The organism is Pantoea sp. X-Soil-ISGK-355 (assembly GCF_059730805.1).
Genome location: NZ_AP035971.1, coordinates 900,139 through 924,093 on the forward strand (window position 1 = coordinate 900,139; position 23,955 = coordinate 924,093).

A 23,955-nucleotide genomic window follows, 5' to 3' on the forward strand; every position below is an offset into this window, starting at 1 on the left:
GAAGCGCCGGACAGTGTCAGCTCATCAGACTGACCTGCGCCGCCACGATGCACCAGCCGTGGGGCATTCGCACCCAGGTCTGCTGCTGACGGCCAATTTTATCGCTACCGGTGCGGGTAAATTCAGTGCTGCAGACCGCATAATTCTCACCAAAAGTGGTAATCACGGTGTTGCGCAGTGTCCGGTTCAGCCCGGCTGACGGACGCGCGGCACGGAAGGCCCGAATCTCATCAATGCCATACAGGTTCTCACCCGCGCCAAGGCGCACGGTTCGCGGGTCGTGCCAGAACAGGGCATCCAGTTCGGCCACATCATTGCTGACCAGCGCCTGCTCGTAGCGATAAAACTGCGCCGTCACCTCGGTAAGCACCTGCGGTAAATTAATCTCTCTGTTCATCAGGCTCCTGCCATATTGATTTGCGGCATCGTGATGCCGCATTGTTCCAGTGTCCAGGCGGCACGTAACACCGCCTCTTCGTTAAACGGACGGGCGATAAGCTGTAATCCAATCGGCAGACCACTTCGGGTCGCCAGCGGCACGGTACAGACCGGTAATCCCAGGAAGGAGATCGGCTGCGTCAGCATCCCCATGCTCGCCTTAGCAGGCAGCGATTCGCCCTGAATCGTCAGGGTCTGCTGACCGATAGTGATCGCGCTGCAGGGCGTCGCCGGCGCGATCAGCACATCGAAGCGATCAAACAGCGGTAACACCTGCTGCTGGAAATGACGACGGAAGCGCTGCGCCTGCACGTACCAGGCACCTGGCATCATGGCACCCGCCAGCAGACGCTCACGGGAGTTTGGTTCAAACTGCTCCGGTATCTGACGCAGGGCAGGGAGATAGTGATTGCCACCTTCTGCGGCGGTCATGATAAACGCCGCCGAGCGGGCCACCTCTGCGTCCGGCATCAGCACCTCTTCCTGGGCTTCAAGCGCTGCCGCAACCACCGCGACGGCAGCGCGGGCATCCTCATCGCACCAGCGGGCAAAAAAGCCACCCAGCACGCCGCAGCGTAATCCTTCGCTGCCCAGTGACAGCCCCGGCAGCGTCGCGGCCACCGGACGATCGGCCTGAAACGTATCGGTGTGGTCTGCGCCCTGTAACAGATCATATACCAGCGCCAGGTCTTCAACCCGCCGCGCCAGCGGCCCGATGTGATCGAGGCTGGCAACAAACGGATGACTGCCGCTGCGAGATAACCGGCCAAAGGTCGGCTTAAGACCAAAAATACCGCACAGCGACGCGGGCACCCGAATCGAACCGTTGGTGTCGGTGCCGAGCGAAAAGTGGACCAGCCCGGCGGCTACCGCGGCGGCCGAACCGCCTGACGAACCGCCCGCCACGCGGCTGAGATCGCGCGGATTGTGGGTCGCACCATAATGGCTGTTTTCGGTGGTAAAACCATACGCGTAGGCATCCATGTTCAGCATGCCCGACAGCAGCGCGCCAGCATGCCGCAGTTTTCCGACGGCAAACGCATCGGCCTGTGCCGCAGGGCGATCGCGGAACAGGCTGGCACCGGCCAGCGTGCTGTGACCCGCCACATCAAACAGGTTTTTCACCGCATACGGGATGCCCGCCAGCGGGGGCAGCTTTTCGCCACGCTGCCGCTGCGCATCAATGGCGCTGGCCTCTTTTAACATGCGCGGCCCGGTGACCTCCGTCCAGGCATTCAGCGCCGGATTATGCTGCTCAACTGCCTGCAGCGTGCGCTTCGCCACTTCCAGTGCGCTGATCTCACCCTGCTGGATAGCCTGTTGCAGCGTCTGAATTGAAACGTCACCTAATCTCATGCCTGGTATACTCCTGCCACTTCCAGTCGATCATCCAGCGGAAACGCCATCAGCGGCGCAGCCATCACCGCGATACGCGACAGCTGGATCAGCAGTTCAGCGCGGCGGGCGTCATCCAGTTCCAGTTGCAGGATCTGCTCCATATGGCCGATGTAGCTGGCCCACTCGTGTTGATTCATGATTCGCTCCTGTTAAAAACCGGCGGCGCTGCCGTTACTGCGCGGATCGCTTGCGCCCTCGAACATGCCGTTGCTGTGGCGCACAATCGCGCCCGCATGGCCCACGGATTCGCTGAAATCCGGCAGCATTTCCACCTCATGGCCCCACAGACGCAGCATCAATACCGTTTCATCGTCAAAGCGGCCTTCCAGTTTCAGCGAGTCTGACGATTGCCCCCAGGTACGGCCCAGCAGCCAGCGCGGCGCACTGACCGCCTGTTGCAGCGGCAGGCCCTGAATCACATGGCGGGTGAAAATCGCCGCCTGGGTCTGCGGCTGTCCATCGCCGCCCATCGCGCCATACACCATTGTCCGGCCATCTTTCAGCCGTGCGGCGGCGGGATTCAGGGTATGAAACGGCTGCTTGCCGGGCGCAAGGGCCAGCAGATGCTCAGGGTCGAGGCTGAACGCCGCGCCCCGGTTCTGCCAGGTAACGCCCGTGCCGGGCAGCACCACACCACTGCCAAACTCGTGATAGATGCTCTGAATAAAAGAGACAGCCAGACCGCTGCTGTCCATTACGCCCATCCAGACCGTATCGCCCGGTCCGCGTCCGCTGCCCCAGGCGGCGGCCTCGCCATCGGCGATCTGGCTGGCGAGCGTGGCGAGGTGATCGCTTTCCAGCAGCGCCTGCAAATCTTCGGTGACGTGACGCGGATCGGTGATGTGTTTGTCGCGCAGGGCAAAGGCTTTTTTGGTGGCTTCAACGATGCGGTGCACCGTCTGTGCGTCGTCAGCCTCGGCCATCTCCAGTCGATCGGTGATGCCGAGGATCGCCAGCGACACGACGCCCTGGGTCGGCGGAGCGATATTCCAGATGTCGCCTTCGCTGTGGGCGAGATGCAGCGGAGTCGTGCGACGGGCGCGATGCTGCTGCAGATCGGCCAGCGTCACCGGCATGCCCAGCGTCGCCATCTCGTCGGCCATATGGTGAGCCAGCGGACCGCGATAAAAGCTGTCGAGTCCCTCTTCGGTGAGCTGGCTCAGGGTATTCGCCAGCGCGGGCTGGGTAAAACGGCTGCCCGGCTGCGGCACATCGCCGTCGGGCATAAAATGGGCACTAAAGCCGGGCTGATGCTGCAACTCACTGCGGAAGTTCGTGGTCGCGGCGGTCTGTGAGGCGCTCACCGGAATGCCGTCGGCGGCGTAGCGAATCGCATCCCGCAGCAGACGGGCCAGCGGCAGTGGCGGGGTGCCCATCTCCGCAGAGAGCGTCAGGGCCTCCTGCCAGCCGCTGACCGTACCGGCCACCGTCAGCGCCGCTTTCGGCCCACGATGGGGGATCTTCGGGTGATCGGCGTAAAAATCGCGGTGAGCCAGCGAACCGGCGGCACCGCTGGCGTCGATAGCGACAGGGCCGCCGCCGGGCGGCAGAATCAGCCAGAAGCCATCGCCGCCCAGTCCGTTCATGTGCGGATAGACCACAGCGATAGTCGCGGCAGCGGCTACCATCGCTTCAATGGCATTACCGCCATCACGCAGCACCGCGAGCGCACTTTCACTCGCCAGATGGTGTGGCGTTACCGCCATCCCCTGCGGGGCCATATTGCTTTGAATCATCTTTTTCTCGTTCTTTGGGTGACAGAACCCATAACAAAGCAAGAGCTGTTCCAGTTTTCATGCTCCGCTGACGATGCACCGGTTAACCTGGCGTAAATTGTGCTAGCTTCTGCTGAAACAAAAGTTACAGGACGCCTTATGAAACAGCTTGATGAACGACTCAGAAGTCACTATGCCCAGCTCTCTCCGCAGGAGCAGCGTATTGCCGACTTCGTGTTTGACCACTTCGATGATCTGATCAGCTACAACAGCGCCGAGCTGGCGCGGCTCAGTGGCGTGTCGAAAGCCACAGTCAGTCGACTGTTTAAGCGTCTGGGCTATGAGAAGTACAAGGATATGCGTGATGAGCTTCGCATCCTGCGCCAGAGCGGCATGCCGCTGACCGATAACCGGGATGCGGTGCAGGGCAATACGCTGCTGGCACGTCATTACAAGCAGGAGATGGCTAATCTGACGCAGTGGGTAAACAGCCTGGATGCCCGGCACTTTAACGAGGTGATTCAGCAGCTGGCGCAGGCTAAACGTCTCTTTATCATCGGCATGCGCAACGCCTATCCGGTAGCGCTGCATCTGCGACAGCAGCTGGTACAGGCGCGTTCGCAGGTGCATATTCTGCCGCAGCCGGGCCAGACGCTGGCTGAGGAGCTGGTGGATATCACGCCGGACGATATGGTCATTGTGATGGCGTTTCGTCGTCGTCCGCGCATCATTCGCCCACTGATGCAGCAGCTGCAGACGGCTGGCATCCCGCTGCTGGCGCTGTGTGAGCCACAGGCGCAGACGGTGATTGCGCTGGCACGCTGGCAGCTCTGTACGCCGCTCGACAGCGTTTCCGCCTTCGACAGTTACAGTGCCGCCATGAGCCTGGTTAACCTGATCGCCAATGCGCTGCTGCATGAAATGCTGGCACAGGGACGCCAGCGGATTCATCAGATCGCCGACCTTTACCAGCAGTTTGACGAGCTGGAGCACCGTTAACAGGCACCGTTTTGGTGCTTTGCCCCATTTCAGAACACCCCTTCCGCGGCGTGATTGCCCCGATTACGCCCTATTTCCGTAGAACTCTCTGTCGCTTAACCCTTTTTCTGTTGCCGCCCGGATTGGCACATTAGTTGCAGATTGCTTGTCAAAGAATCTTTTGTTTCACGTTAATCTCACCGGGGTGCATAATGAAAAAAGTTTTGATGGCGGTTGCGACAGCGGCATTACTGATGGCACAAACGGGCAGTGCGCTGGCCGATCAATTGCAGGATATCCAGAAGCGCGGCGTCATCCGCGTCGCCGTGCCGCAGGATTTCCCGCCGTTTGGCTCGGTCGGCACTGACCTGCAGCCGCAGGGATATGACATCGACACGGCGAAATATCTGGCAAAGCAGATGAAACTTAAGTTGCAGCTGGTGCCGGTCAGCAGTGCCAACCGCGTGCCTTATCTGCAAACCGACAAGGTCGATCTGGTTATCTCCAGCATGGGTAAAAACCCCGAGCGTGAAAAGGTGATCGACTTTACCCGCGCCTATGCGCCGTTCTTTCTGGGCGTCTTCGGTCCGAAAGGCGATGAAATTAAAGCGGCGTCGGCTCTGAGCGGCAAGTCGATTGGCGTCACGCGCGGTGCGGTAGAGGACATGGTGCTCAGCGAAGTGGCCCCGAAAGATGCGCAGGTGAAACGCTATGAAGACAACAACACCACCTTGTCTGCGTATCTCTCCGGTCAGGTGCAGTATGTTGCGACCGGCAACCTGGTCGTCGCCGCCATTGCGCGCCAGAATCCGGCCAAAGCGCCCGTCGCGCAGTTTATGCTGAAAGATTCACCCTGCTTTATCGGCCTGAAGAAAGATGAGCCTGCGCTGAAAGCGAAAGTGAATGAACTGATTGAGCAGGGCATTAAAGATGGCACGCTGAATAAACTCTCTGAAGAGTGGCTGAAAGCACCGCTGCCTGCGAACCTCGGCGCCTGAGGACGGATTCATGATCGGGCAACTTAACTTTCCCGCCCTGTGGCCCTACTGGCCGGAGCTGCTCTCCGGTCTGTGGGTCACCATCCAGCTGACGGTGCTGGCGACCACCGGTGGCGTGGCGCTGGGCATTGCGGGCGCCGCGCTGCGCAGCGGCAAACCGAGCTGGATGAGCCGTCTGTGGGGCATCTATGTCGAGCTGATCCGCAATACGCCGTTTGTGGTGCAACTGTTCTTTATTGTTTTTGGTCTGCCTGCGCTGGGGCTGAAACTCACTGCGGGTGAGGCGGCGCTGCTGGCGATGCTGATCAATCTTGGCGCCTACAGCACCGAGATCATCCGCGCCGGGATCCAGGTGACGCCCAAAGGGCAGTGGGAAGCGGGACGGGTACTGGGATTAACCCGCAGCCAGACCTTTCTGCGGGTCGTGCTGCCGCCTGCGCTGCAGCGCATTTATCCGGCGCTGGTGAGTCAGTGCATCATCGTCATGCTGGGCTCGTCGGTGGTGTCGCAGGTCTCCTATGAGGAGCTGACCTTCGCAGCCAACCTGATTCAGTCGCGCACCTTCTTAAGTTTTGAGGTCTATCTGGTGACCACGCTGATCTACCTGGCGTTGTCGATTGCGATGCGCCATCTGCTGCTGGCGATTGGCCGTAAATGGTTTGGAGTGCAGGCATCATGATGACGACCTTTACCGACTGGGACATCCTGCGCAATCTGCTGCTGGCGGCGCGCTGGACTCTGTTGCTGTCGCTGGTGGCCTTTGTCGGCGGCACGCTGGTGACGCTGCCGCTGCTGTTTCTGCGACTGCTGCAGCGTAAGTGGCTGACACGCGCGGTACGCGGTTACACCGCGCTGTTTCAGGGCACGCCGCTATTGATGCAGCTGTTCCTGGCGTTTTTTGGCGTCGGCCTGTTTGGTATTGATGTCGCGCCCTGGACCGCCGCCTCGCTGGCGCTGACCTTTTACACCAGCGCCTTTCTGGTCGACATCTGGTACGGCAGCATCCGCGCCCTGCCGAAAGGGCAGTGGGAAGCGTCGCGCTGCCTCGGCCTGACCTTCGGTCAGACGCTATGGCGGGTGGTGGCACCGCAGGCGATCCGCATCGGTATCGCCCCGACCGTAGGATTCGCGGTCCAGGTGATTAAGGGCACCGCGCTGGCGTCAATTATCGGCTTCATCGAGCTGACTAAAGCCGGCACCATTCTGAACAACGTGACCTATCAGCCGTTTAAAGTCTTTGGGCTGGTGGCGCTGGGCTACTTCCTGATGTGTTATCCGCTGTCTCGCTACAGCCAGTATCTGGAGAAAAAATTCAATGCCGCTCATCACCATTAATCAGGTGCAAAAATATTACGGCGACAACCATGTGTTGAAAGGCGTGGATCTGGATATCGACATGGGCGAAGTGATCTCGATCATCGGTCGCAGCGGATCGGGTAAAAGCACGCTGCTGCGCTGCATGAACGGTCTGGAAGGCTATCAGGAGGGCAGCATCAAGCTCGGCGGGATGACGATCACCGACCGCGATTCGCAGGCGCGTGAAATCAGCCGCTCGGTCGGGATGGTGTTTCAGAGCTTCAACCTGTTCCCGCACATGACGGCGCTGGAGAACGTCATGCTGGCGCCACGCCGTGTGCTGAAGAAAAGCGAGGCCGAGTGCCGGGCGCTGGCTGCGCAGATGCTGGAGAAGGTCGGGCTGGGCGAACGCCTTAACTACTATCCTGCCAGCCTCTCCGGCGGTCAGCAGCAGCGCGTGGCGATTGCCCGTGCGCTGGCGATGACGCCGAAAGTTTTACTCTGTGATGAGATCACCTCCGCGCTCGATCCCGAACTGGTGGGCGAAGTACTCAAAGTTCTTGAGCAGCTGGCGGCAGAGGGAATGACGCTGATCCTCGTCACTCATGAAATGAACTTCGCCCGCGACGTGGGCGATCGTGTGGTCTTTATGCATCAGGGGCGTGTCTGGGAGCAGGGCGACAGTAAAACGCTGTTCGCCCAGCCGCAGACGCCGGAACTTAAGCAGTTTATCTCTTCGGTTCGCCTCTGATTCTGAAAAAGGAAAGGAAGATGGATATCAATCACTACCCGCAACTCAATCCGCCACAGCGTCTGCTGATGGGACCTGGGCCGATCAACGCGGATCCCCGCGTGCTGCGCGCCATGTCGAGTCAGCTGCTGGGGCAGTACGATCCCGCGATGACCCACTACATGAATGAAGTGATGGCGCTCTATCGCGGCGTGTTTCGCACAGAGAACCGCTGGACGCTGCTGATTGACGGCACCTCCCGCGCCGGTATCGAAGCCATTCTGCTGTCATCGATCCGGCCTGGCGACAAAGTGCTGGTGCCGGTGTTTGGCCGCTTCGGTCATCTGCTGTGCGAAATTGCCCGCCGCTGTCGTGCGGAAGTCCACACCATTGAAGTGCCGTGGGGTGAAGTCTTTACCCCGGACCAGATCGAAGATGCGATTAAAAAAGTGCGACCGCGCCTGCTGCTGACCGTGCAGGGTGACACCTCGACCACCATGCTGCAGCCGCTGACGCAGTTAGGCGCAATCTGCAAACAGTATGGCGTGCTGTTCTACACCGATGCTACCGCGTCGCTGGCGGGTAACGCGCTGGAAACGGACGCCTGGGGACTGGATGCCGTCTCGGCGGGGATGCAGAAATGCCTGGGCGGCCCATCGGGTACCTCGCCGATCACCCTGAGCGCAGAGATGGAAGCCGTGATCCGCAAACGCAAATGCGTAGAGCAGGGGATCCGTACCGAAGCGCATCAGGATGGCGAAGAGGAGATGATCTACTCCAACTATTTTGATCTCGGCATGATCATGGATTACTGGGGCCCGGAGCGGCTCAACCATCATACCGAAGCCACCAGTGCGCTGTTTGGCGCGCGCGAGTGCGCCCGTCTGATCCTGCAGGAGGGTCTGGATAACGGCATCGCCCGTCACAAACTGCACGGTGAAGCGATGCTGAAAGGCATTCAGGGGATGGGGCTGGAGACCTTCGGCGACCTGAAAAACAAAATGAACAACGTGCTGGGCGTGATGATCCCGTCTGGCGTGAATGGCGATCAGGTGCGCAAACTGATGCTGGAAGATTTCGGCATTGAGATTGGCACCTCGTTTGGCCCGCTGCATGGCAAGGTGTGGCGCATCGGCACCATGGGCTACAACGCGCGCAAAGACTGCGTGATGCAGACGCTGTCTGCGCTGGAAACGGTGCTGACCTATGTCGGCTATCGCACGCCACAGGGTGCCGCCGCGCAGGCCGCCTGGGATCACTACGGGAGCCACGCATGATGATGAGCGCCAGCGAAGCCCAGGCCGCTGCACAGCGCGTTATGGCGCGCTGCGATGCGCTGGCGGCGATCAGCGAAACGGCTGAGGGGCTGACCCGCGTCTACCTCTCCCCAGAACATTTGCGCGCCAACGCCTGCGTCGGTGAGTGGATGCAGGCGGCGGGGATGCAGGTGTGGCAGGATGCGGTCGGCAATATCTGCGGGCGCTACGAGGCGGCAGAAGCGGGTGCGCCTGCGCTGCTGCTTGGCTCGCATCTCGACACGGTGCGCAACGCCGGTCGCTACGACGGGATGCTGGGCGTACTCAGTGCCATTGAAACCGTGCAGTGGCTTAACGAACATCAGTGCCGCCTGCCGCTGGCGATTGAGGTGATTGGTTTCGGCGACGAAGAGGGCACCCGTTTTGGCATTACGCTGCTCGGCAGTCGTGGCATTACTGGCAGCTGGCCGCAAAGCTGGGTGACCCATCCTGACGGCAACGGCATCACCGTAGCGCAGGCGATGGCCGATGTCGGGCTCGATAGCGACAGAATCGCCTCTGCGGCACGGCGGGTTGAGGATATCGTCGGGTATCTTGAGCTGCACATCGAGCAGGGCCCCTGCCTGGAGCAGGAGGATCTGGCGCTGGGCGTGGTTACGGCGATCAACGGTGCGCGCCGGCTCAACTGCCGTTTTACCGGAGAAGCGGGCCATGCGGGCACCGTGCCGATGACCCATCGCAAAGATGCGCTGGCCGCCGCTGCCGAGTGGATGGTGTTTATCGAGCAGACGACGCGTGAGCAGGACCCGCAGCTGGTCGCCACCGTCGGCACGATTAACTGCGCGCCGGGGGCGGTCAATGTCATTCCGGGTGAGATATCACTGTCGCTGGACGTGCGTGGTCCGCTGGATAATCCGCTGGAGACGCTACTCTCCAGCCTGTTAACCCAGGCCGAGGCGATTGCGCTTCGCCGTGGACTTCGCTTCGAGTCGAACGAATATTATCGCATCGGTGCCACCGCCTGTGACTCTGCGCTGCAACAGGCGCTGAGCCATGCGGTTGAAACGGTGCAGGGTCGCAGCCTGTCGCTGCCGAGCGGCGCCGGGCACGACGCTATCGCCATCGCTGAACGCTGGCCGGTCGGCATGTTATTTGTGCGTAACCATCGCGGCATCAGCCATCATCCGGCGGAGTCGGTGGCGGTGGAAGATGTGGCACCTGCGCTGCAGGCTTATTTACAGGCGGTCTCGCTGATTGCCGGACGGAGCTGAACATGGAATTAGCCGCATTTAATCAGCTTTCCGCTGACGAAGCGCAGGCGGCCATCCGGCACTGTGTGGCGCTCCCGCACTGGCAACAGGCGCTGGTGGCGGCCCGGCCTTTTGCCACCACCGATGCATTACTGGCAACTGCCGATGCGCTGGCGCGTCAGTGGCAGCAGCCTGAACTGGAGGCCGCACTGTCGGCACATCCGCGCATCGGTGAACGCGCAAACGGTGCAGATAAAGAAGCCGCGTTGTCGCGCGGCGAGCAGTCTGCAATGCAGCAGGCCGATCACGCTCTGCAACAGGCGATGCAGCAGGGCAATCAGGCATATGAAGCGCGTTTTGGCCGGGTGTTCCTGATACGCGCCAGAGGGCGCAGCGGCGAGCAGATGCTGGCAGAGTTGCAGCGCCGGTTGCAGAATAGTGAGGTTACCGAGCAGCAGGAGGCGCTGGACCAGCTGCGTGAAATTACTCTGTTACGCCTGAAGGAGACGATGCAATGAGTACCGTGACGACCCATATTCTTGACACGGCGCTGGGCAAACCGGCCAGCGGTGTGGCGATTTCACTGGAGCAGAACAGCCCGGAAGGGTGGTTTCCGATTTCTCAGGGTGAAACGGACAGCGACGGACGTCTGAAAGATCTGACGCCTGAGCCGCTTACGCCGGGTCATTACCGTTTAACGGCGGAAATTGGCGACTATTTTGCCGTCGCCGGTCGGGATGCGCTCTACGTCAGCGCGCAGATCGATTTTGTCATTGCCGAGGCGGGCAGCCACTTTCACCTGCCGTTTCTGATTTCGCCCTGGTCGTGGTCAACTTATCGCGGCAGTTAAAGGCTGATGGCCGCGCCTGCGATTTACAGCGAAAAACGATCCGCATCCTGCCAGGCCGGAAAACGCTCGCGGTAAGCATTAAGTGCGTCCAGCGACAGCTCAGCATCCAGTCGGGCGCGCTGATGCGGCTCGGCTGCGCTAAGGATCTCGCCCTGCGGCGAAATAATCTGGCTGTCGCCACTATAGTGATGCTGATTGCCGTCACTGCCGACGCGGTTACAGCCTGCCACATACGCCTGATTTTCAATCGCCCGCGCTAACAGCAGCGCCTGCCAGTGCAGCGCGCGTGGCGCAGGCCAGTTGGCGACATAGAGCGCCAGATCGTAATCGTTGCGGTTGCGCGAGAAGACCGGGAAGCGCAGGTCGTAACAGATTTGCGGCAGGATGCGCCAGCCGCGCCACTCAAAGACCTGACGCTGCTCACCAGGCAGATAGTGATGATGCTCGTCCGCCATGCGGAACAGGTGACGCTTGTCATACTGATGCAGCGTGCCGTCCGGCTCGACCAGCAGGAAACGATTTACCGCGCCGTTTTCGGTCTGGATTGCCGCGCTGCCGCCGATCAGCGCATCGGTGCGACGGGCATGCTGATGCAGCCATTCAACCACCTGCGCCTCTGGCAGGGAGCTCTTTGCCGCCTCCATCGCAAAGCCGGTAGTAAACATCTCTGGCAGCAGAATCAGATCGCGTCCGGTGAATCCGGCCAGCTGCGCGTCAAAATGGCGCAGGTTGGCCTCGCCATCCATCCAGCTCAGCGTCTCCTGCAAAACGGTAATTTTTAAAGCTGACATAAGCGCTCCGCGGCGGCATCTAATGTCGCCGGCTGTTTGGCAAAACAGAGGCGGATCAGTTTATAGGGGAAAGCATCGGCGCAGAACACCGACAGGGGAATCGCGGCGACGCCCACTTCGCGGGTCAGCCACTGGCAGAAACTGACATCATCCAGATCGGAGATGGCGCTGTAATCGACCAGCAAAAAGTAGGTGCCTTCGCAGGGCAGCACCTTAAAGCGGCTGTTGCTCAGTGCCGTCGCCAGTCGATCGCGGCGATCGCGATAGAACGCCGGCAGCTCAAGATAGTGTTCCGGATGCTCACGCAGCATATCGGCGATCGCCAGCTGCGCCGGGGTATTCACCGAGAAGGTCAGGTACTGATGCACCTTGCGCAGTTCGGCGCTGATTGCCGCAGGGGCAATGCAGTAACCCACTTTCCAGCCGGTCATGTGGAACGTCTTGCCAAACGACGATACCGCAATGGCGCGCTGCCGCAGTTCAGGATGGGCCAGCACGCTGGCGTGGCCCGTCTCATCGAAGCAGATGTGCTCATACACTTCGTCGCTCAGCACATAGATTGGGTGCTGAGCAATTGCCTGCCACAGCGCGGCGAAATCCTGCTGCTGCCAGACGGTGGCCGAAGGATTGTGCGGCGTATTCAGGATCACCAGCCGGGTTTTGTCACTCAGTAGCGCAGCAAACGCCTGCCAGTCCACCCGAAAAGCGTGCGGTTGCAGCGTAATGCGTTTCATCACGCCGCCCGACAGCTCCACCGCAGGGGCATAGCTGTCGTAGCTGGGATCAAAGCAGATCACCTCATCGCCTGGCCGCACCAGCGCGGTAATCGTCGCATAAAGCGCTTCTGTTGCGCCCGCCGTCACCGTGATTTCCGCCTCAACATCCGGACGATAGTCATAAAGTCGCGCGGTTTTCTCTGCAATCGCCTCACGCAACGGCAGCGCACCGGTCATCGGCGCATACTGATTCGCGCCCTGGCTGACGTGATACGCCAGTCGCTGCTGCAGATAGTCCGGGCCGCTGAAATCGGGAAAGCCCTGTGAGAGATTGATGGCGTTGTGCTGCTGCGCCAGCGCACTCATCTGGCTGAAAATCGTGGTGCCGAGCAGAGGGAGTTTACTCTCGGGGATCAGGTTGTGCTGCGTCATGGTGTCAGGCCTTAAGCGCGAAGATTGATGCGGTGTCACCCGGTGTTTGTGCCACTATAAACAGGATGGTAGTATTTGGCAATCAAGACGCTTAGACGGCTAAATGCGTCATGCTCCACACCTCAGCTTCGTTAGCTTCGTTTGCTTACCCCGGTCACTGACAAGTGTCAGCTCACGGGGATGCGCGCACTTGCTGCCTCGCTGAGATGCGGATCATTTCGCATTTACATGCGCCATGTTACACACGGTCCATTTAGCATTTACATGCGTCATGAGCTGCGCGTCGGCGGCGTTGGCTACCCGTACTTATCCGGAATTATATTTCACCGCAAGGAACCTTTATGTCGCAGAGTCTTCCGTTAGATCAACTGGTCGCCGCCTGTCACTGGATTGGGGCGAAAGGCTGGGCACCGGCCACCGGCGGGAATATGTCCGTGCGCCGTGATGAACATGTCTGCCTGCTGAGTGAATCGGGCAAAGATAAAGGCACGCTGACGCGGGATGACTTTATCGAGGTCGATATCGCCACCAGCCAGTCGCTCTCTGGCCGTAAGCCGTCGGCAGAAACCGGGCTGCACACGATGATCTATCGCCTCTTTCCGGAGGCGGGCGCGGTGCTGCACACCCACACGGTCAATTCGACCGTACTGTCGCGGGTGGAGCAGGGTGCGGCGCTGCTGCTGCATGGCTATGAGATGCAAAAATCGTTAAGCGGCCAGCACACCCACCTGGATACCCTGGCGATTCCCGTTTTTGACAACAGCCAGGACATTACGGCGCTGGCGTCAGAAATTGAAGATTACGCTGCCCGCTTTCCGCTGCGTTATGGCTTCCTGCTGCGCGGCCACGGCTTAACCTGCTGGGGCCAGGATGTCAGCGAAGCCCGCCGTCATCTGGAAGGTCTGGAATTTTTATTCGAATGTGAACGTCAACGTCGCCTGCTGGAGAAAGCATGATTCGCGCCATTGTTACTGATATCGAAGGCACCACCAGCGATATCCGCTTTGTACATAACATCCTGTTTCCCTATGCCCGCCAGCACCTGCCGGACTTCGTGCGTAACAATGCGCACCAGCCCGAGGTGGCAGCGGCGCTGCAGTCGGTGCGTGAAGAGGCCGATCAGCCGCAGGCCGATCTGAACGGGGTGACGGACATTCTGCTGAGCTTTATGGACCAGGATCGCAAATCCACCGGCCTGAAAGCGCTGCAGGGGATGATCTGGCGTGACGGCTACGTGAACGGCAGTTTTACCGGTCATCTCTATCCCGATGTCCTGCCTGCGCTGCGCCACTGGAAGGCGCAGGGCATTGAACTTTATGTATATTCCTCCGGCTCGGTTGCGGCGCAGAAATTGTTATTTGGCTACAGCGACGAAGGTGATATTACTGGCCTGTTCAGCGGCTATTTTGATACGCGCGTGGGTGCCAAACGCGAAGTCGCGGCTTATCGCGCCATCGCCGCTGAAATTGGTCGGCCAGCGGCACAGCTGCTGTTTCTCTCCGATATTCATCAGGAGCTGGATGCCGCCGCAGAGGCGGGCTGGCAGACAATGCAATTACTGCGTGGCGAAGCGGACGACGAGAGCCGCCATCGTCAGGTGACTGATTTTACCCAGATTAACCCGGAGTCGATTTAGGATGAGCGCACTGACTATTTTTACCGACCGCGAAGCCAGCCAGCCGGTGTGGCACAGCACTGACGCGGAAGCGATTCGTGACCGCCTGAATGCTAAAGGTGTCCGTTTTGAGCGCTGGGAAGCCGATCGCGATTTGGGTGAGAACCCGGATGCCGAAACGGTGATCAACGCCTATCAGCATGCGATTGATCGGCTGGTGGCGGAGAAGGGCTATCAGAGCTGGGACGTGATCAGCATGCGTGCCGACAATCCGCAGAAAACCGTGCTGCGCGAGAAGTTTCTCAATGAGCATACGCACGGTGAAGATGAGGTGCGTTTCTTTGTCGAGGGGGCCGGGCTGTTCTGCCTGCATCTGGATGGTGAGATCCTGCAGATCCTGTGCGAGAAAAATGATCTGATCTCGGTGCCCGCGGGCACGCCGCACTGGTTTGATATGGGATCGTCACCGCACTTCACGGCTATCCGTATTTTCGATAATCAGGAAGGCTGGGTAGCGAACTTTACCGGCGATAAGATTGCGGATGCCTATCCGCGTCTGGCGTAATCAGCCCGTCGTTTTCGCAAGGCGTTTGCCGCTCACGGTAAACGCCTTGCAGACCGTTACTGCGGCTGGAAGATGCCGTTCTGTACCTGGTCAGGCGTGACCACGCCGGTATCCAGCACCCAGCCGCTGATCAGGGCGGCGGGCGTAACATCAAACGCCGGATTGTAAACCTTTGCCGCTTCCGGTGCCCACTGCACGCTGCCAAAACTGCCGGCTACGCCCGTCACTTCGCTGGCGGCGCGCTGCTCAATGGGAATCGCTGCGCCATCAGGACAGCTGCGATCCAGCGTAGTGTGTGGGGCCGCTACGTAAAACGGAATCTGATGATAATGCGCCAGCACCGCCAGGCTGTAGGTGCCGATTTTATTCGCCACATCGCCGTTGGCGGCAATGCGGTCAGCGCCGACCCACACCGCATCCACTTCTCCACGGGCCATCAGGCTGGCGGCCATGGAATCGGTGATCAGCGTGTAAGGAACCGCCAGTTCGCCCAGCTCCCAGGCGGTTAACCGGCCGCCCTGTAACAGCGGGCGGGTTTCATCCACCCAGACATTCTTAATCAGCCCCTGCTGATGGGCGCGGGCAATCACGCCCAGCGCCGTACCGACGCCAGCGGTGGCCAGCCCGCCGGTATTGCAGTGGGTCAGCAACTGGCTATGGGGTTTCACCAGCGTGCAGCCCGCGTCAGCGATGGCATCACACAGCAGCTTATCCTCCTGCACCAGCCGCCAGGCTTCTTCAGCCAGCGCGGGGGTAAAGTCTGGCTGTGCCAAGGCCACTTTCATCCGATCCAGGTTGTTCATCAGATTGACCGCAGTAGGGCGGGCGGCACGCAGGGTCTCCAGTGCCTGCGCCAGTTCAGCGCGCGTCAGTCCCTGTTCTGCCAGCAGCGCCAGCAGCAGCGAGGCGGAGAGGCCGATCAGCGGCGCACCGCGCACCCGCAGCGCGTGGATATGTTCAATCAGCTGAGGCACGCTGTGCGCGGGCAGCCAGTTCTTCTGCTGCGGCAGCGCCTGCTGATCCAGAATCCAGAGCTGATTGTCACGAATCTGTAAACTGGTGGTTTGAAGTGTCTGCATTGTGGGTGAAATCCATGTTGCGTTAATGATGCGTATTGTGCCAACATGCTGAACGGATGTATAGACGTCTGAACGGCTTATTATCCCTGAGTGACCCCCTTCGAATGATAAGGAACAGGCAATGTCGCAATACCGTACCTTTACTGCTGCTGATGCTGTGGAATATGCCCGACAATTTGGCGGCGTGGACAATCCTGCCGCGCTGAGCAGCGCAGAAGAGATTGGTGATGGCAACCTTAACCTGGTGTTTAAAATTTATGACGATCAGGGCAACAGTCGGGTGGTGGTCAAGCAGGCGCTGCCCTATGTGCGCTGCGTGGGGGAGTCCTGGCCACTGACGCTGGATCGGGCGCGGCTGGAAGCGCAGACCCTGGTCGAACACTACAAATATTGTCCGCAGCATACGGTGAAGATCACCCATTATGATGCGGAGCTGGCAGTGATGGTGATGGAAGATCTCTCCAGCCATCGCATCTGGCGCGGCGAGCTGGTGAAAGGCGCGTATTACCCGCAAGCGGCGCAGCAGTTAGGCGACTATCTGGCGCAGACCCTGTTCCATACTTCCGACTTCATCCTGCATCCGCATCAAAAAAAGGCGGAAGTGGCGCGTTTCATTAATCCGGAAATGTGTGAAATCACCGAAGATCTTTTCTTTAACGATCCTTACACCAACCATGAGCGCAACAGCTATCCCGCTGCGCTTGAACCCCTGGTCGCCAGCCTGCGTGATGACGATGCGTTGCGCATTGCGGTGGGCGGCCTTAAACATCGCTTCTTTGCCCATGCTGAAGCGCTGCTGCATGGCGATATTCACAGCGGCTCGATTTTCGTTGCGGACGGCAGCCTGAAAGCGATTGATGCAGAATTTGGCTATTTTGGCCCTATCGGTTTTGATGTCGGCACCGCCATCGGCAACCTGCTGATTAACTACTGCGGCCTGCCGGGTCTGCTGCCTCCGCGTGAGGCCGCCGATGCACGCGAGCAGCGTCTCAGCGATGTTCACACCCTCTGGACGACCTTTGCGTCAGGCTTCCTGGCGCTGGCGGCAGAGAAGACCCGCGATGAGGCGCTGGCTTATCCAGGCTATTCGCAAGCATTTCTGCGTAAAGTGTGGGCCGATACCATCGGTTACTGCGGCACCGAACTGATTCGCCGCACGGTGGGGATGTCTCACGTGGCGGATATGAAGCTGATTGCCGATCCGGCAATGCGTACCGACTGCATCCGCAATGCGATTAACCTGGGACGTACGCTGATTCTGGCAGCCGATCACGTCGAAGATGTGGATGCGCTGATTGCCCGCATCCGTCAGGCGGGATAAAAAAAGCCGACATGATGTCGGCTTTCAGGTAAATCAAAGGCTGGCTGTAAGAGTGTGACCGCGCCGGTAACAGGGTCAGATCGGAAAGTCGCTAAAGCCATCCCTGGCTCGCTCGTCCCGCGCAATTACGCACCTCATCCCTGAGGTGCGCCCGTAAACGGGCCAACGCTTTGCGTTGTTCAAAAACGCTCCCGGCGTTTTTGTCCGTGGCACGGGACGCTTTCCTCTTCTGACCCTGCTCCCTGCGCCTTAAGCTAATCGATTGTGGTCAGATTCACCTGGATTTGTCATTGTCAGCTCTTTTTGGCCGACGAGGCGTCGACCTCTGAAAACAGTGCTGACTCCCATCGCTTTAAGTTCAGTACCCGATGCTGATATCACGTCGGCCCTGAATCTTATGCCGCCTCACTTGCCCGTGACGCAGGCTGAGGGGCTTTCTCTGGCACCGGTACGGCCAGTGCCTCCGGCTCAAACTCATCGACGTTAATCGAACGCAGACGACTGGCTTCAGCACGCTTCAACACGTCAGCCTCTTTAGCATCAATCCAGCCCTGCTCCAGCGCACGCTTCGCCAGCGCGTCCAGCCGGGTAAAGGAGAGGTGCTGTTTCGTCTGTTTACACAGCCTGTCATGGATCACTTCTGCCGCCATCACATCCTGCAGCGCCTGTTCCAGCTGACCGGCAGGGTTGTGCTCACTCGGCGTCAGATACATGCCACGGCCCAGACGGCTGCGGGTAGCCGACGGCTGTTGCAGCATTTTCGCCAGCTGATGATCCAGGCGATCAGATGGCGCAGGGCAGTGATGACCGCCAGCAAAAATGGTCATCCGCAATGCACCCGCCACCAGACGGTTCGGGAAGTTACGCAGCAAATCGTCGATAGCCACTTCCGCCTGATGCAGCGCATCCTGCACGCCCCAGTGAACCAGCGGCAGATCGGCTTCGTTGCGGCCTTCATCGTCATAGCGTTTCAGCGTCGCAGAGGCAAGATAGAGCTGGCTCAGCACATCGCCCAGACGCGCCGAAATACGCTCGCGGCGTTTCAGGCTGCCGCCCAGTACCGCCATCGACACATCAGAGAGCAACGCCAGATTGGCACTGATGCGGTTCAGGTGCTGGTAATAACGGCGGGTGCCATCCCGGGTCGGACTGGCGCTGGTGCGCCCTGCGGTTAAGCCCAGCCACAGGCTGCGCATAGTGCTGCTGCCCACGTGCCCGATATGGCTGAACAGCGCCCCGTCAAACGCATTAACATCGTTGCTGGCTGCGGCCGCCATCTCCTGCAGCACATAAGGATGGCAGCGAATCGCGCCCTGTCCGAAGATAATCATGCTGCGGGTCAGAATGTTAGCGCCTTCCACCGTGATAGCGATCGGTGCGCCCTGATAGGCACGGGCCAGGAAGTTGCTGTTGCCGAGCATGATGCCTTTACCGCCCGCAATATCCATGGCGTCGATAATGGCGCGCTGACCGCGATGGGTGCAGTGATATTTCACAATCGCCGACAGCACTGCCGGTTTTTCACCCTGCATAATCCCGGCGGTAATCAGCGTGGCCGCCGCATCCATCACGTAAGCGTTACCGGCGATGCGCGCCAGCGGCTCTTCAATCCCTTCCATCTTACCGATTGAAACCCGGAACTGACGGCGGATATGGGCATAGGCACCTGTCGCCAGCGCCACACTTTTCAGGCTGCCGGTTGAGTTCGATGGCAGCGTAATACCGCGGCCTACTGACAGACATTCCACCAGCATCCGCCAGCCCTGGCCGGCCATTTCCGGCCCGCCGATAATATAGTCAATCGGTACAAAGATATTGTTGCCGCGCGTCGGCCCGTTCTGGAACGGTACGTTAAGCGGGAAGTGGCGATGGCCAATTTCCACGCCGGGGGTATTCGTTGGAATCAGCGCACAGGTAATGCCAGGATTCTCATTGTCGCTGAGCAGATGCTCCGGGTCGGAAAGCTTGAATGCCAGGCCCAGCACGGTGGCGATTGGCGCCAGCGTAATGTAGCGCTTGTTCCAGGTCAGGCGCATGCCCAGCACCTGCTGACCCTTCCATTCGCCCATGCAGACGACGCCGGTATCGGGGATCGCACCGGCATCTGAACCCGCTTCCGGACTGGTCAGCGCAAAGCAGGGGATCTCATCGCCGCGTGCCAGCCGCGGTAAATAGTGATTTTTCTGATCTTCGGTGCCGTAGTGCTGCAGCAGTTCGCCCGGACCCAGTGAGTTAGGCACGCCCACGGTAATCGCCAGAATCCCGGAAACGCCTGACAGTTTTTGCAACACGCAGGCCTGTGCATAGGCGGAGAAATCGAGTCCGCCATACTCTTTCTTAATGATCATCGCGAAGAAGCGGTGCTCTTTCAGATAAGCCCAGAGTTCCGGCGGCATATCGGCCAGCTCATGGGTAATCTGGAAATCGTTAGCCATGCGGCACGCTTCTTCAACCGGGCCATCGAGGAAAGCCTGCTCTTCGGCAGTCAGGCGCGGCTGTGGATAGTTGTGCAGCTTCTGCCAGTCCGGTTTGCCCTGGAACAGATCGCCTTCCCACCAGGTGGTGCCCGCATCAATCGCTTCTTTCTCGGTGCGTGACATCGGCGGCATCACCTTCTGGAAGCGCTGAAAGATCGGCTTTGAAAACAGGCTGCGGCGCAGTGACGGCAGGTTAAATGGCAGCAGGATGATCGCCAGCGGCAACAGCAGCCACGGCGTCCAGAGATGAGCAACAGCCATCGCCGCAGTCCACAGCAACAGGATGGCGCTGCTGAGCCGCAACGACAGGCGGTGATAGAACAGGGCGCCAATCAGCGCCACAGTGGCAAGTATCGAAACAACCATCATAATGAACCGCTCCAAGTAGTAAGAGGTCTGACCTGTTATGTAGAGAGGTTTAGAGTAGTTGAAGGGATTTATCAATTTGTTTACATCGCAATTACAACCTGCCTCACAAAAACCGTTTTTAGCCCATTTTTGCATCAACTGTGGCAATGATCATCGCCGCCACTATCTGGCCGGACATGGCATGACGCTTTGCGCTGACCGGCCATTCCGTTAAACTTGCTGCGATTAACCTCTCCTAAAAAAGGACATCCCTATGTACCAGGACATCATCCGCTCTGAGCTTAATGAAGCTGCTGATACGCTGACTAAATTCCTCAGCGATGACGCCAATATTCATGCGATTCAACGTGCTGCGGTGCTGCTGGCTGACAGTTTCAAGGCGGGCGGCAAGGTGCTTTCCTGCGGTAACGGCGGTTCACATTGTGATGCGATGCATTTCGCCGAAGAGCTGACCGGTCGCTATCGTGAAAATCGTCCTGGCTATCCGGCGATTGCTATCTCTGATGTCAGCCATCTCTCCTGCGTCAGTAATGACTTTGGTTATGACTATGTCTTTTCGCGCTATGTGGAAGCGGTAGGACGACCAGGCGATGTGTTGCTGGGCCTCTCAACCTCCGGCAACTCTGCCAATATTATTAAAGCGATTGAAGCTGCGCGTGCGCAGGGGATGAAAGTGATCACCCTGACCGGTAAAGATGGCGGTAAGATGGCAGGCAGTGCCGATATTGAAATCCGCGTGCCGCACTTTGGTTATGCCGATCGCATCCAGGAGATCCACATTAAAGTGATCCACATCCTGATGCTGCTGATCGAAAAAGAGATGGTGAAATAACTGCGCTGGCCTCCTGCCTGACGGGAGGCCGCAAAATCAGAGGTGGTGGCTATGTGCGAATTGCTCGGGATGAGCGCCAATGTTCCCACGGATATCTGTTTCAGCTTTACCGGACTGGTTCAGCGGGGCGGTGGAACCGGGCCTCACAAAGATGGCTGGGGCATTACCTTTTATGAAGATAAAGGTTGTCGTACGTTTAAAGATCCGCTGCCGAGCTTTAACTCGCCGATTGCGCGTCTGGTGCAGGAGTATCCGATCAAATCACATTCGGTGGTGGCGCACATCCGCCAGGCGAATCGTGGTCAGGTGTCGCTGGAAAACACCCACCCATTTACCCGCGAGCTGTGGGGCCGAAACTGGACCTACGCACACAACGGTCAGCTTAAAGGCTATCGTCAACTGGAGACCGGTACATTCCGGCCCGTGGGCGAAACGGACAGTGAGAAGGCGTTCTGCTGGATCCTGCATCAGCTGGCGACACGCTATCCACGCACGCCGGGCAACTGGCCTGCGGTGTTTCGTTTTATCGGAGAGCTGGCCGGTTCGTTACGGCAGAAGGGCGTGTTTAACATGCTGCTGTCAGATGGCCGCTATCTGATGGCCTTCTGCTCCACCAACCTGTTCTGGATAACCCGCCGGGCACCGTTTGGCCGGGCGCAGTTACTGGATCAGGATGTGGAGGTTGATTTTCAGCAGCACACCACGCCGCATGACGTGGTGACGGTGATTGCTACGCAGCCACTGACGGCCAATGAAACCTGGCAACGGATTGCGCCAGGTGAATGGGCGTTATTCTGCCTTGGAGAGCGCCAGGAATGAACGTGAAGCGGCTTCGGGACTGGCTAACACCGGTGCCGGGCTGCTGTTCATCACATATTTCCCGCTGGCGACATTGACCATCGGCGGCTGGTGATATTTCGCAAAGTACGCATAGCCCGGCTGCAACTGTTGCCAGAAACTGGCATCGCTGGAGTAGCGGTGACGCTGCATGTTGCTGTCGGTCATGCGGAACGGATAGATGCTGATGCTGACATCCTGCTGGCCGTTACGCAGCGCCGCGTTCACATAAGTAAAAATCTCATCCATATAGGCGTTGGTCATGGCATAGCAGCCAATCGACTTACAGTCGCCATGAATCATCAGGTAGTTGCCGCTATAGCCCTGATTACGATCGTACTGATTCGGAAAGCCAATATTAATCGCGCGATAAAACCGGCTGTCCGGCTTCAGCTGATTCAGCTTCACGTTGTAAAAACCTTCCGGGCTTTTGAAATCGCCTTCACGACGTTTCGGGCCGAGGCCGCCAGAAAAGTTACAGATGCGATAGGTATCCAGCAGGCGGAATTCATTACCGATTTTGCCGTAGAGTTCGAGCGTGCGTTCTTCCTTGAAAATCTGGATATAGACCGGGGTACCGAGTAACTGCTTCTTTAATTCTTTGCTGACCGGTGCCGCTGAGACGGGTTCGGGTGTCATTGCCATGCTGAGGGCTGGCAGTAAAATCATCGCAAACAGGAGTGCGATTTTGCCCATGCTGTGTATACCTTGAGGTGAAGAGAACATGACGCAAAATGTGCGTCTTTGTTTGCATTATCGGAACTGTCCGCTACCGCAGCGCAACATTAAACATTGTCTGTTTTTTTAGCAAGACGCCGACAGCCAGATTCGCGATTTACTGAAAGATATTCGGCCACAAATTTGTAAACTTTAATTGTGGGCGCGACAAATATTGCAGTTACCCCTGCCAACTGTATACTTATCCAGTGCCGGAGGGGGTATGCGTAAAATCATTCATGTCGATATGGACTGCTTCTATGCCGCGGTGGAGATGCGTGATAATCCCCAGCTGCGCGATATCCCGATCGCTATTGGTGGCAGCCGCGAACGCCGCGGCGTGATCAGCACCGCTAACTATCCGGCCCGCAAATTTGGCGTGCGCAGTGCCATGCCAACCGGCATGGCACTTAAGTTATGTCCGCATCTGCGTCTGCTGCCAGGCCGTTTCGACGCCTATAAAGAAGCCTCCGCACAAATTCGCGATATCTTTACCCGCTACACGCCGCTGATCGAACCGCTCTCCCTCGATGAAGCCTATCTGGATGTCACCGACAGTCCGCACTGTCACGGCTCCGCCACGCTAATGGCGCAGGCGATCCGCGCCACCATCTACCGTGAAACCGGGCTTACCGCGTCAGCGGGTATCGCGCCGATTAAGTTTCTGGCAAAGATCGCCTCGGATCTGAATAAGCCGGACGGACAGTATGTGATTACCCCGCCAGAGATGGCCGGTTTTCTGCTGACCCTGCCGCTGGCGAAAATTCCAGGCGTCGGCAAGGTCTCGGCCAAAAAGCTGGAGGAGATGGGGCTGGTCACCTGTGGCGACGTGCAGAAGGCAGATTTAGCGCTGCTGCTGAAGCGCTTTGGAAAGTTTGGCCGGGTGCTGTGGGAGCGCAGTAACGGCATTGACGATCGCGAAGTTATCGTCGAGCGCGAGCGTAAATCGCTGGGGGTGGAACGCACGCTGGCAGAAGATATCAGCGACTGGGACGCCTGCCTGGAGATTATCGACTTTCTCTATGCTGAACTGGATCGCCGGCTGACGCAGATACGACCTGACAAACAGGTGGCGCGGCAGGGCGTGAAACTGAAATTCAGCGATTTCCAGCAGACGACCCAGGAGCATATCTGGCCGGTACTGAATAAAGAGGACATGATTGCCATCGCCCGGAAAACCTGGGATGAGCGTCGTGCCGGGCGTGGCGTGCGGCTGGTGGGACTGCATGTCACCATGGTGGATCCCCAGCTGGAGCGTCAGCTGCTGCTGGGTCTGTAACGATCAGCCTCACCGC

25 protein-coding genes are annotated in these 23,955 nt (G+C 58.9%); 16 read left to right on the plus strand and 9 right to left on the minus strand.

All coding sequences use genetic code 11. The annotated features are described in order from the left end of the window. Positions 1–16: 16 nt before the first annotated feature. From hpxZ to AC6I8J_RS03925, 4 genes are read right to left on the minus strand one after another with little or no spacing between them, the layout of a single operon-like run. Complete coding sequence (gene hpxZ, locus AC6I8J_RS03910) at positions 17–397, minus strand: oxalurate catabolism protein HpxZ (RefSeq protein WP_161734541.1); 381 nt, start codon at positions 395–397, stop codon at positions 17–19. Continuing rightward, on the minus strand, positions 397–1,794 hold the full coding sequence (locus AC6I8J_RS03915) for an AtzE family amidohydrolase (protein WP_222924497.1): 1,398 nt from the start codon (positions 1,792–1,794) through the stop codon (positions 397–399). Before AC6I8J_RS03915 ends, hpxZ begins: the two co-directional genes overlap by 1 nt. Next, positions 1,791–1,973, minus strand: coding sequence for an oxalurate catabolism protein HpxX (hpxX, locus tag AC6I8J_RS03920; protein WP_222924495.1), 183 nt, complete (start codon positions 1,971–1,973; stop codon positions 1,791–1,793). Before hpxX ends, AC6I8J_RS03915 begins: the two co-directional genes overlap by 4 nt. A 12-nt stretch (positions 1,974–1,985) precedes the next feature. Then, positions 1,986–3,572 carry a gamma-glutamyltransferase family protein gene (locus AC6I8J_RS03925; RefSeq protein WP_497825105.1) on the minus strand — a complete coding sequence of 529 codons (1,587 nt, stop codon included), beginning with the start codon at positions 3,570–3,572 and terminating at the stop codon, positions 1,986–1,988. A 138-nt stretch (positions 3,573–3,710) separates the two neighbouring features. On the opposite strand from AC6I8J_RS03925, the gene hpxU reads away from it, so the two are divergent. The 9 genes from hpxU (at position 3,711) to uraH (ending at position 10,909) form a co-directional block, all read left to right on the plus strand. Next, positions 3,711–4,550 carry a MurR/RpiR family transcriptional regulator HpxU gene (hpxU, locus tag AC6I8J_RS03930; protein WP_222924491.1) on the plus strand — a complete coding sequence of 280 codons (840 nt, stop codon included), beginning with the start codon at positions 3,711–3,713 and terminating at the stop codon, positions 4,548–4,550. Positions 4,551–4,741: 191 nt separating this feature from the next. After that, positions 4,742–5,527: a transporter substrate-binding domain-containing protein gene (locus AC6I8J_RS03935; RefSeq protein WP_161734531.1), complete on the plus strand. Its 786-nt coding sequence runs from the start codon at positions 4,742–4,744 to the stop codon at positions 5,525–5,527. A gap of 10 nt (positions 5,528–5,537) precedes the next feature. Continuing rightward, complete coding sequence (locus AC6I8J_RS03940; RefSeq protein WP_161734529.1) at positions 5,538–6,206, plus strand: amino acid ABC transporter permease; 669 nt, start codon at positions 5,538–5,540, stop codon at positions 6,204–6,206. Next, positions 6,206–6,862, plus strand: a complete 657-nt coding sequence (locus tag AC6I8J_RS03945; protein WP_161734556.1) for an amino acid ABC transporter permease — start codon at positions 6,206–6,208, stop codon at positions 6,860–6,862. Before AC6I8J_RS03940 ends, AC6I8J_RS03945 begins: the two co-directional genes overlap by 1 nt. Continuing rightward, on the plus strand, positions 6,843–7,574 hold the full coding sequence (locus AC6I8J_RS03950; protein ID WP_061061686.1) for an amino acid ABC transporter ATP-binding protein: 732 nt from the start codon (positions 6,843–6,845) through the stop codon (positions 7,572–7,574). The genes AC6I8J_RS03945 and AC6I8J_RS03950 overlap by 20 nt, the downstream gene beginning before the upstream one ends. Before the next feature lie 20 nt (positions 7,575–7,594). After that, positions 7,595–8,830, plus strand: coding sequence for a pyridoxal-phosphate-dependent aminotransferase family protein (locus tag AC6I8J_RS03955; protein WP_260057563.1), 1,236 nt, complete (start codon positions 7,595–7,597; stop codon positions 8,828–8,830). Then, positions 8,827–10,080 (plus strand): allantoate amidohydrolase, encoded by a 1,254-nt coding sequence (gene hpxK, locus AC6I8J_RS03960; RefSeq protein WP_161734525.1) that lies wholly within the window; start codon positions 8,827–8,829, stop codon positions 10,078–10,080. Before AC6I8J_RS03955 ends, hpxK begins: the two co-directional genes overlap by 4 nt. Positions 10,081–10,082: 2 nt before the next feature. Then, the gene (gene uraD, locus AC6I8J_RS03965; RefSeq protein ID WP_161734523.1) at positions 10,083–10,577 is read left to right on the plus strand and encodes a 2-oxo-4-hydroxy-4-carboxy-5-ureidoimidazoline decarboxylase; all 495 of its coding nucleotides are present in this window, start codon (positions 10,083–10,085) and stop codon (positions 10,575–10,577) included. Continuing rightward, on the plus strand, positions 10,574–10,909 hold the full coding sequence (uraH, locus tag AC6I8J_RS03970) for a hydroxyisourate hydrolase (RefSeq protein ID WP_161734521.1): 336 nt from the start codon (positions 10,574–10,576) through the stop codon (positions 10,907–10,909). Before uraD ends, uraH begins: the two co-directional genes overlap by 4 nt. Before the next feature lie 23 nt (positions 10,910–10,932). On the opposite strand, the gene AC6I8J_RS03975 is transcribed toward uraH, so the two are convergent. Continuing rightward, positions 10,933–11,700, minus strand: a complete 768-nt coding sequence (locus AC6I8J_RS03975; protein WP_161734519.1) for an amidohydrolase — start codon at positions 11,698–11,700, stop codon at positions 10,933–10,935. Next, the gene (locus tag AC6I8J_RS03980) at positions 11,688–12,848 is read right to left on the minus strand and encodes a pyridoxal phosphate-dependent aminotransferase (RefSeq protein WP_497825106.1); all 1,161 of its coding nucleotides are present in this window, start codon (positions 12,846–12,848) and stop codon (positions 11,688–11,690) included. Before AC6I8J_RS03980 ends, AC6I8J_RS03975 begins: the two co-directional genes overlap by 13 nt. Before the next feature lie 341 nt (positions 12,849–13,189). On the opposite strand from AC6I8J_RS03980, the gene AC6I8J_RS03985 reads away from it, so the two are divergent. Genes AC6I8J_RS03985 through AC6I8J_RS03995 form a run of 3 tightly spaced genes read left to right on the plus strand, consistent with a single transcriptional unit; the run spans position 13,190 to position 15,028 of the window. Further along, a complete protein-coding gene (locus tag AC6I8J_RS03985) occupies positions 13,190–13,804 on the plus strand; it encodes a methylthioribulose 1-phosphate dehydratase (RefSeq protein WP_161734515.1) in 615 nt (204 codons plus the stop codon). Continuing rightward, positions 13,801–14,484 (plus strand): acireductone synthase, encoded by a 684-nt coding sequence (gene mtnC, locus AC6I8J_RS03990; RefSeq protein WP_253421141.1) that lies wholly within the window; start codon positions 13,801–13,803, stop codon positions 14,482–14,484. The genes AC6I8J_RS03985 and mtnC overlap by 4 nt, the downstream gene beginning before the upstream one ends. 1 nt (position 14,485) lies before the next feature. Then, positions 14,486–15,028, plus strand: coding sequence for a 1,2-dihydroxy-3-keto-5-methylthiopentene dioxygenase (locus AC6I8J_RS03995; RefSeq protein ID WP_061061694.1), 543 nt, complete (start codon positions 14,486–14,488; stop codon positions 15,026–15,028). A gap of 56 nt (positions 15,029–15,084) precedes the next feature. Here the strand turns inward: AC6I8J_RS03995 and mtnA are convergent, their stop codons facing one another. Continuing rightward, positions 15,085–16,107, minus strand: a complete 1,023-nt coding sequence (gene mtnA / locus AC6I8J_RS04000; RefSeq protein WP_222924480.1) for an S-methyl-5-thioribose-1-phosphate isomerase — start codon at positions 16,105–16,107, stop codon at positions 15,085–15,087. Positions 16,108–16,228: 121 nt separating this feature from the next. Between mtnA and mtnK the strand changes: the two genes are divergently transcribed. Then, positions 16,229–17,428, plus strand: a complete 1,200-nt coding sequence (gene mtnK, locus AC6I8J_RS04005; RefSeq protein ID WP_161734507.1) for an S-methyl-5-thioribose kinase — start codon at positions 16,229–16,231, stop codon at positions 17,426–17,428. A 395-nt stretch (positions 17,429–17,823) separates the two neighbouring features. Here mtnK and fadE read toward each other — a convergent pair whose 3' ends face one another. After that, positions 17,824–20,274 carry an acyl-CoA dehydrogenase FadE gene (gene fadE / locus AC6I8J_RS04010; protein WP_161734505.1) on the minus strand — a complete coding sequence of 817 codons (2,451 nt, stop codon included), beginning with the start codon at positions 20,272–20,274 and terminating at the stop codon, positions 17,824–17,826. Between the two features lie 253 nt (positions 20,275–20,527). Between fadE and lpcA the strand changes: the two genes are divergently transcribed. Together lpcA and AC6I8J_RS04020 are read left to right on the plus strand one after the other, a co-directional pair. Beyond that, complete coding sequence (gene lpcA / locus AC6I8J_RS04015; protein WP_013356896.1) at positions 20,528–21,106, plus strand: D-sedoheptulose 7-phosphate isomerase; 579 nt, start codon at positions 20,528–20,530, stop codon at positions 21,104–21,106. Between the two features lie 51 nt (positions 21,107–21,157). Further along, the gene (locus tag AC6I8J_RS04020) at positions 21,158–21,925 is read left to right on the plus strand and encodes a class II glutamine amidotransferase (RefSeq protein WP_013356897.1); all 768 of its coding nucleotides are present in this window, start codon (positions 21,158–21,160) and stop codon (positions 21,923–21,925) included. Here the strand turns inward: AC6I8J_RS04020 and dpaA are convergent. Next, a complete protein-coding gene (dpaA, locus tag AC6I8J_RS04025) occupies positions 21,896–22,639 on the minus strand; it encodes a peptidoglycan meso-diaminopimelic acid protein amidase (protein WP_161734503.1) in 744 nt (247 codons plus the stop codon). The two genes, AC6I8J_RS04020 and dpaA, sit on opposite strands and share 30 nt — an antisense overlap. A gap of 244 nt (positions 22,640–22,883) precedes the next feature. Between dpaA and dinB the strand changes: the two genes are divergently transcribed. Next, positions 22,884–23,939: a DNA polymerase IV gene (gene dinB, locus AC6I8J_RS04030; protein ID WP_161734500.1), complete on the plus strand. Its 1,056-nt coding sequence runs from the start codon at positions 22,884–22,886 to the stop codon at positions 23,937–23,939. Positions 23,940–23,955: the final 16 nt, after the last annotated feature.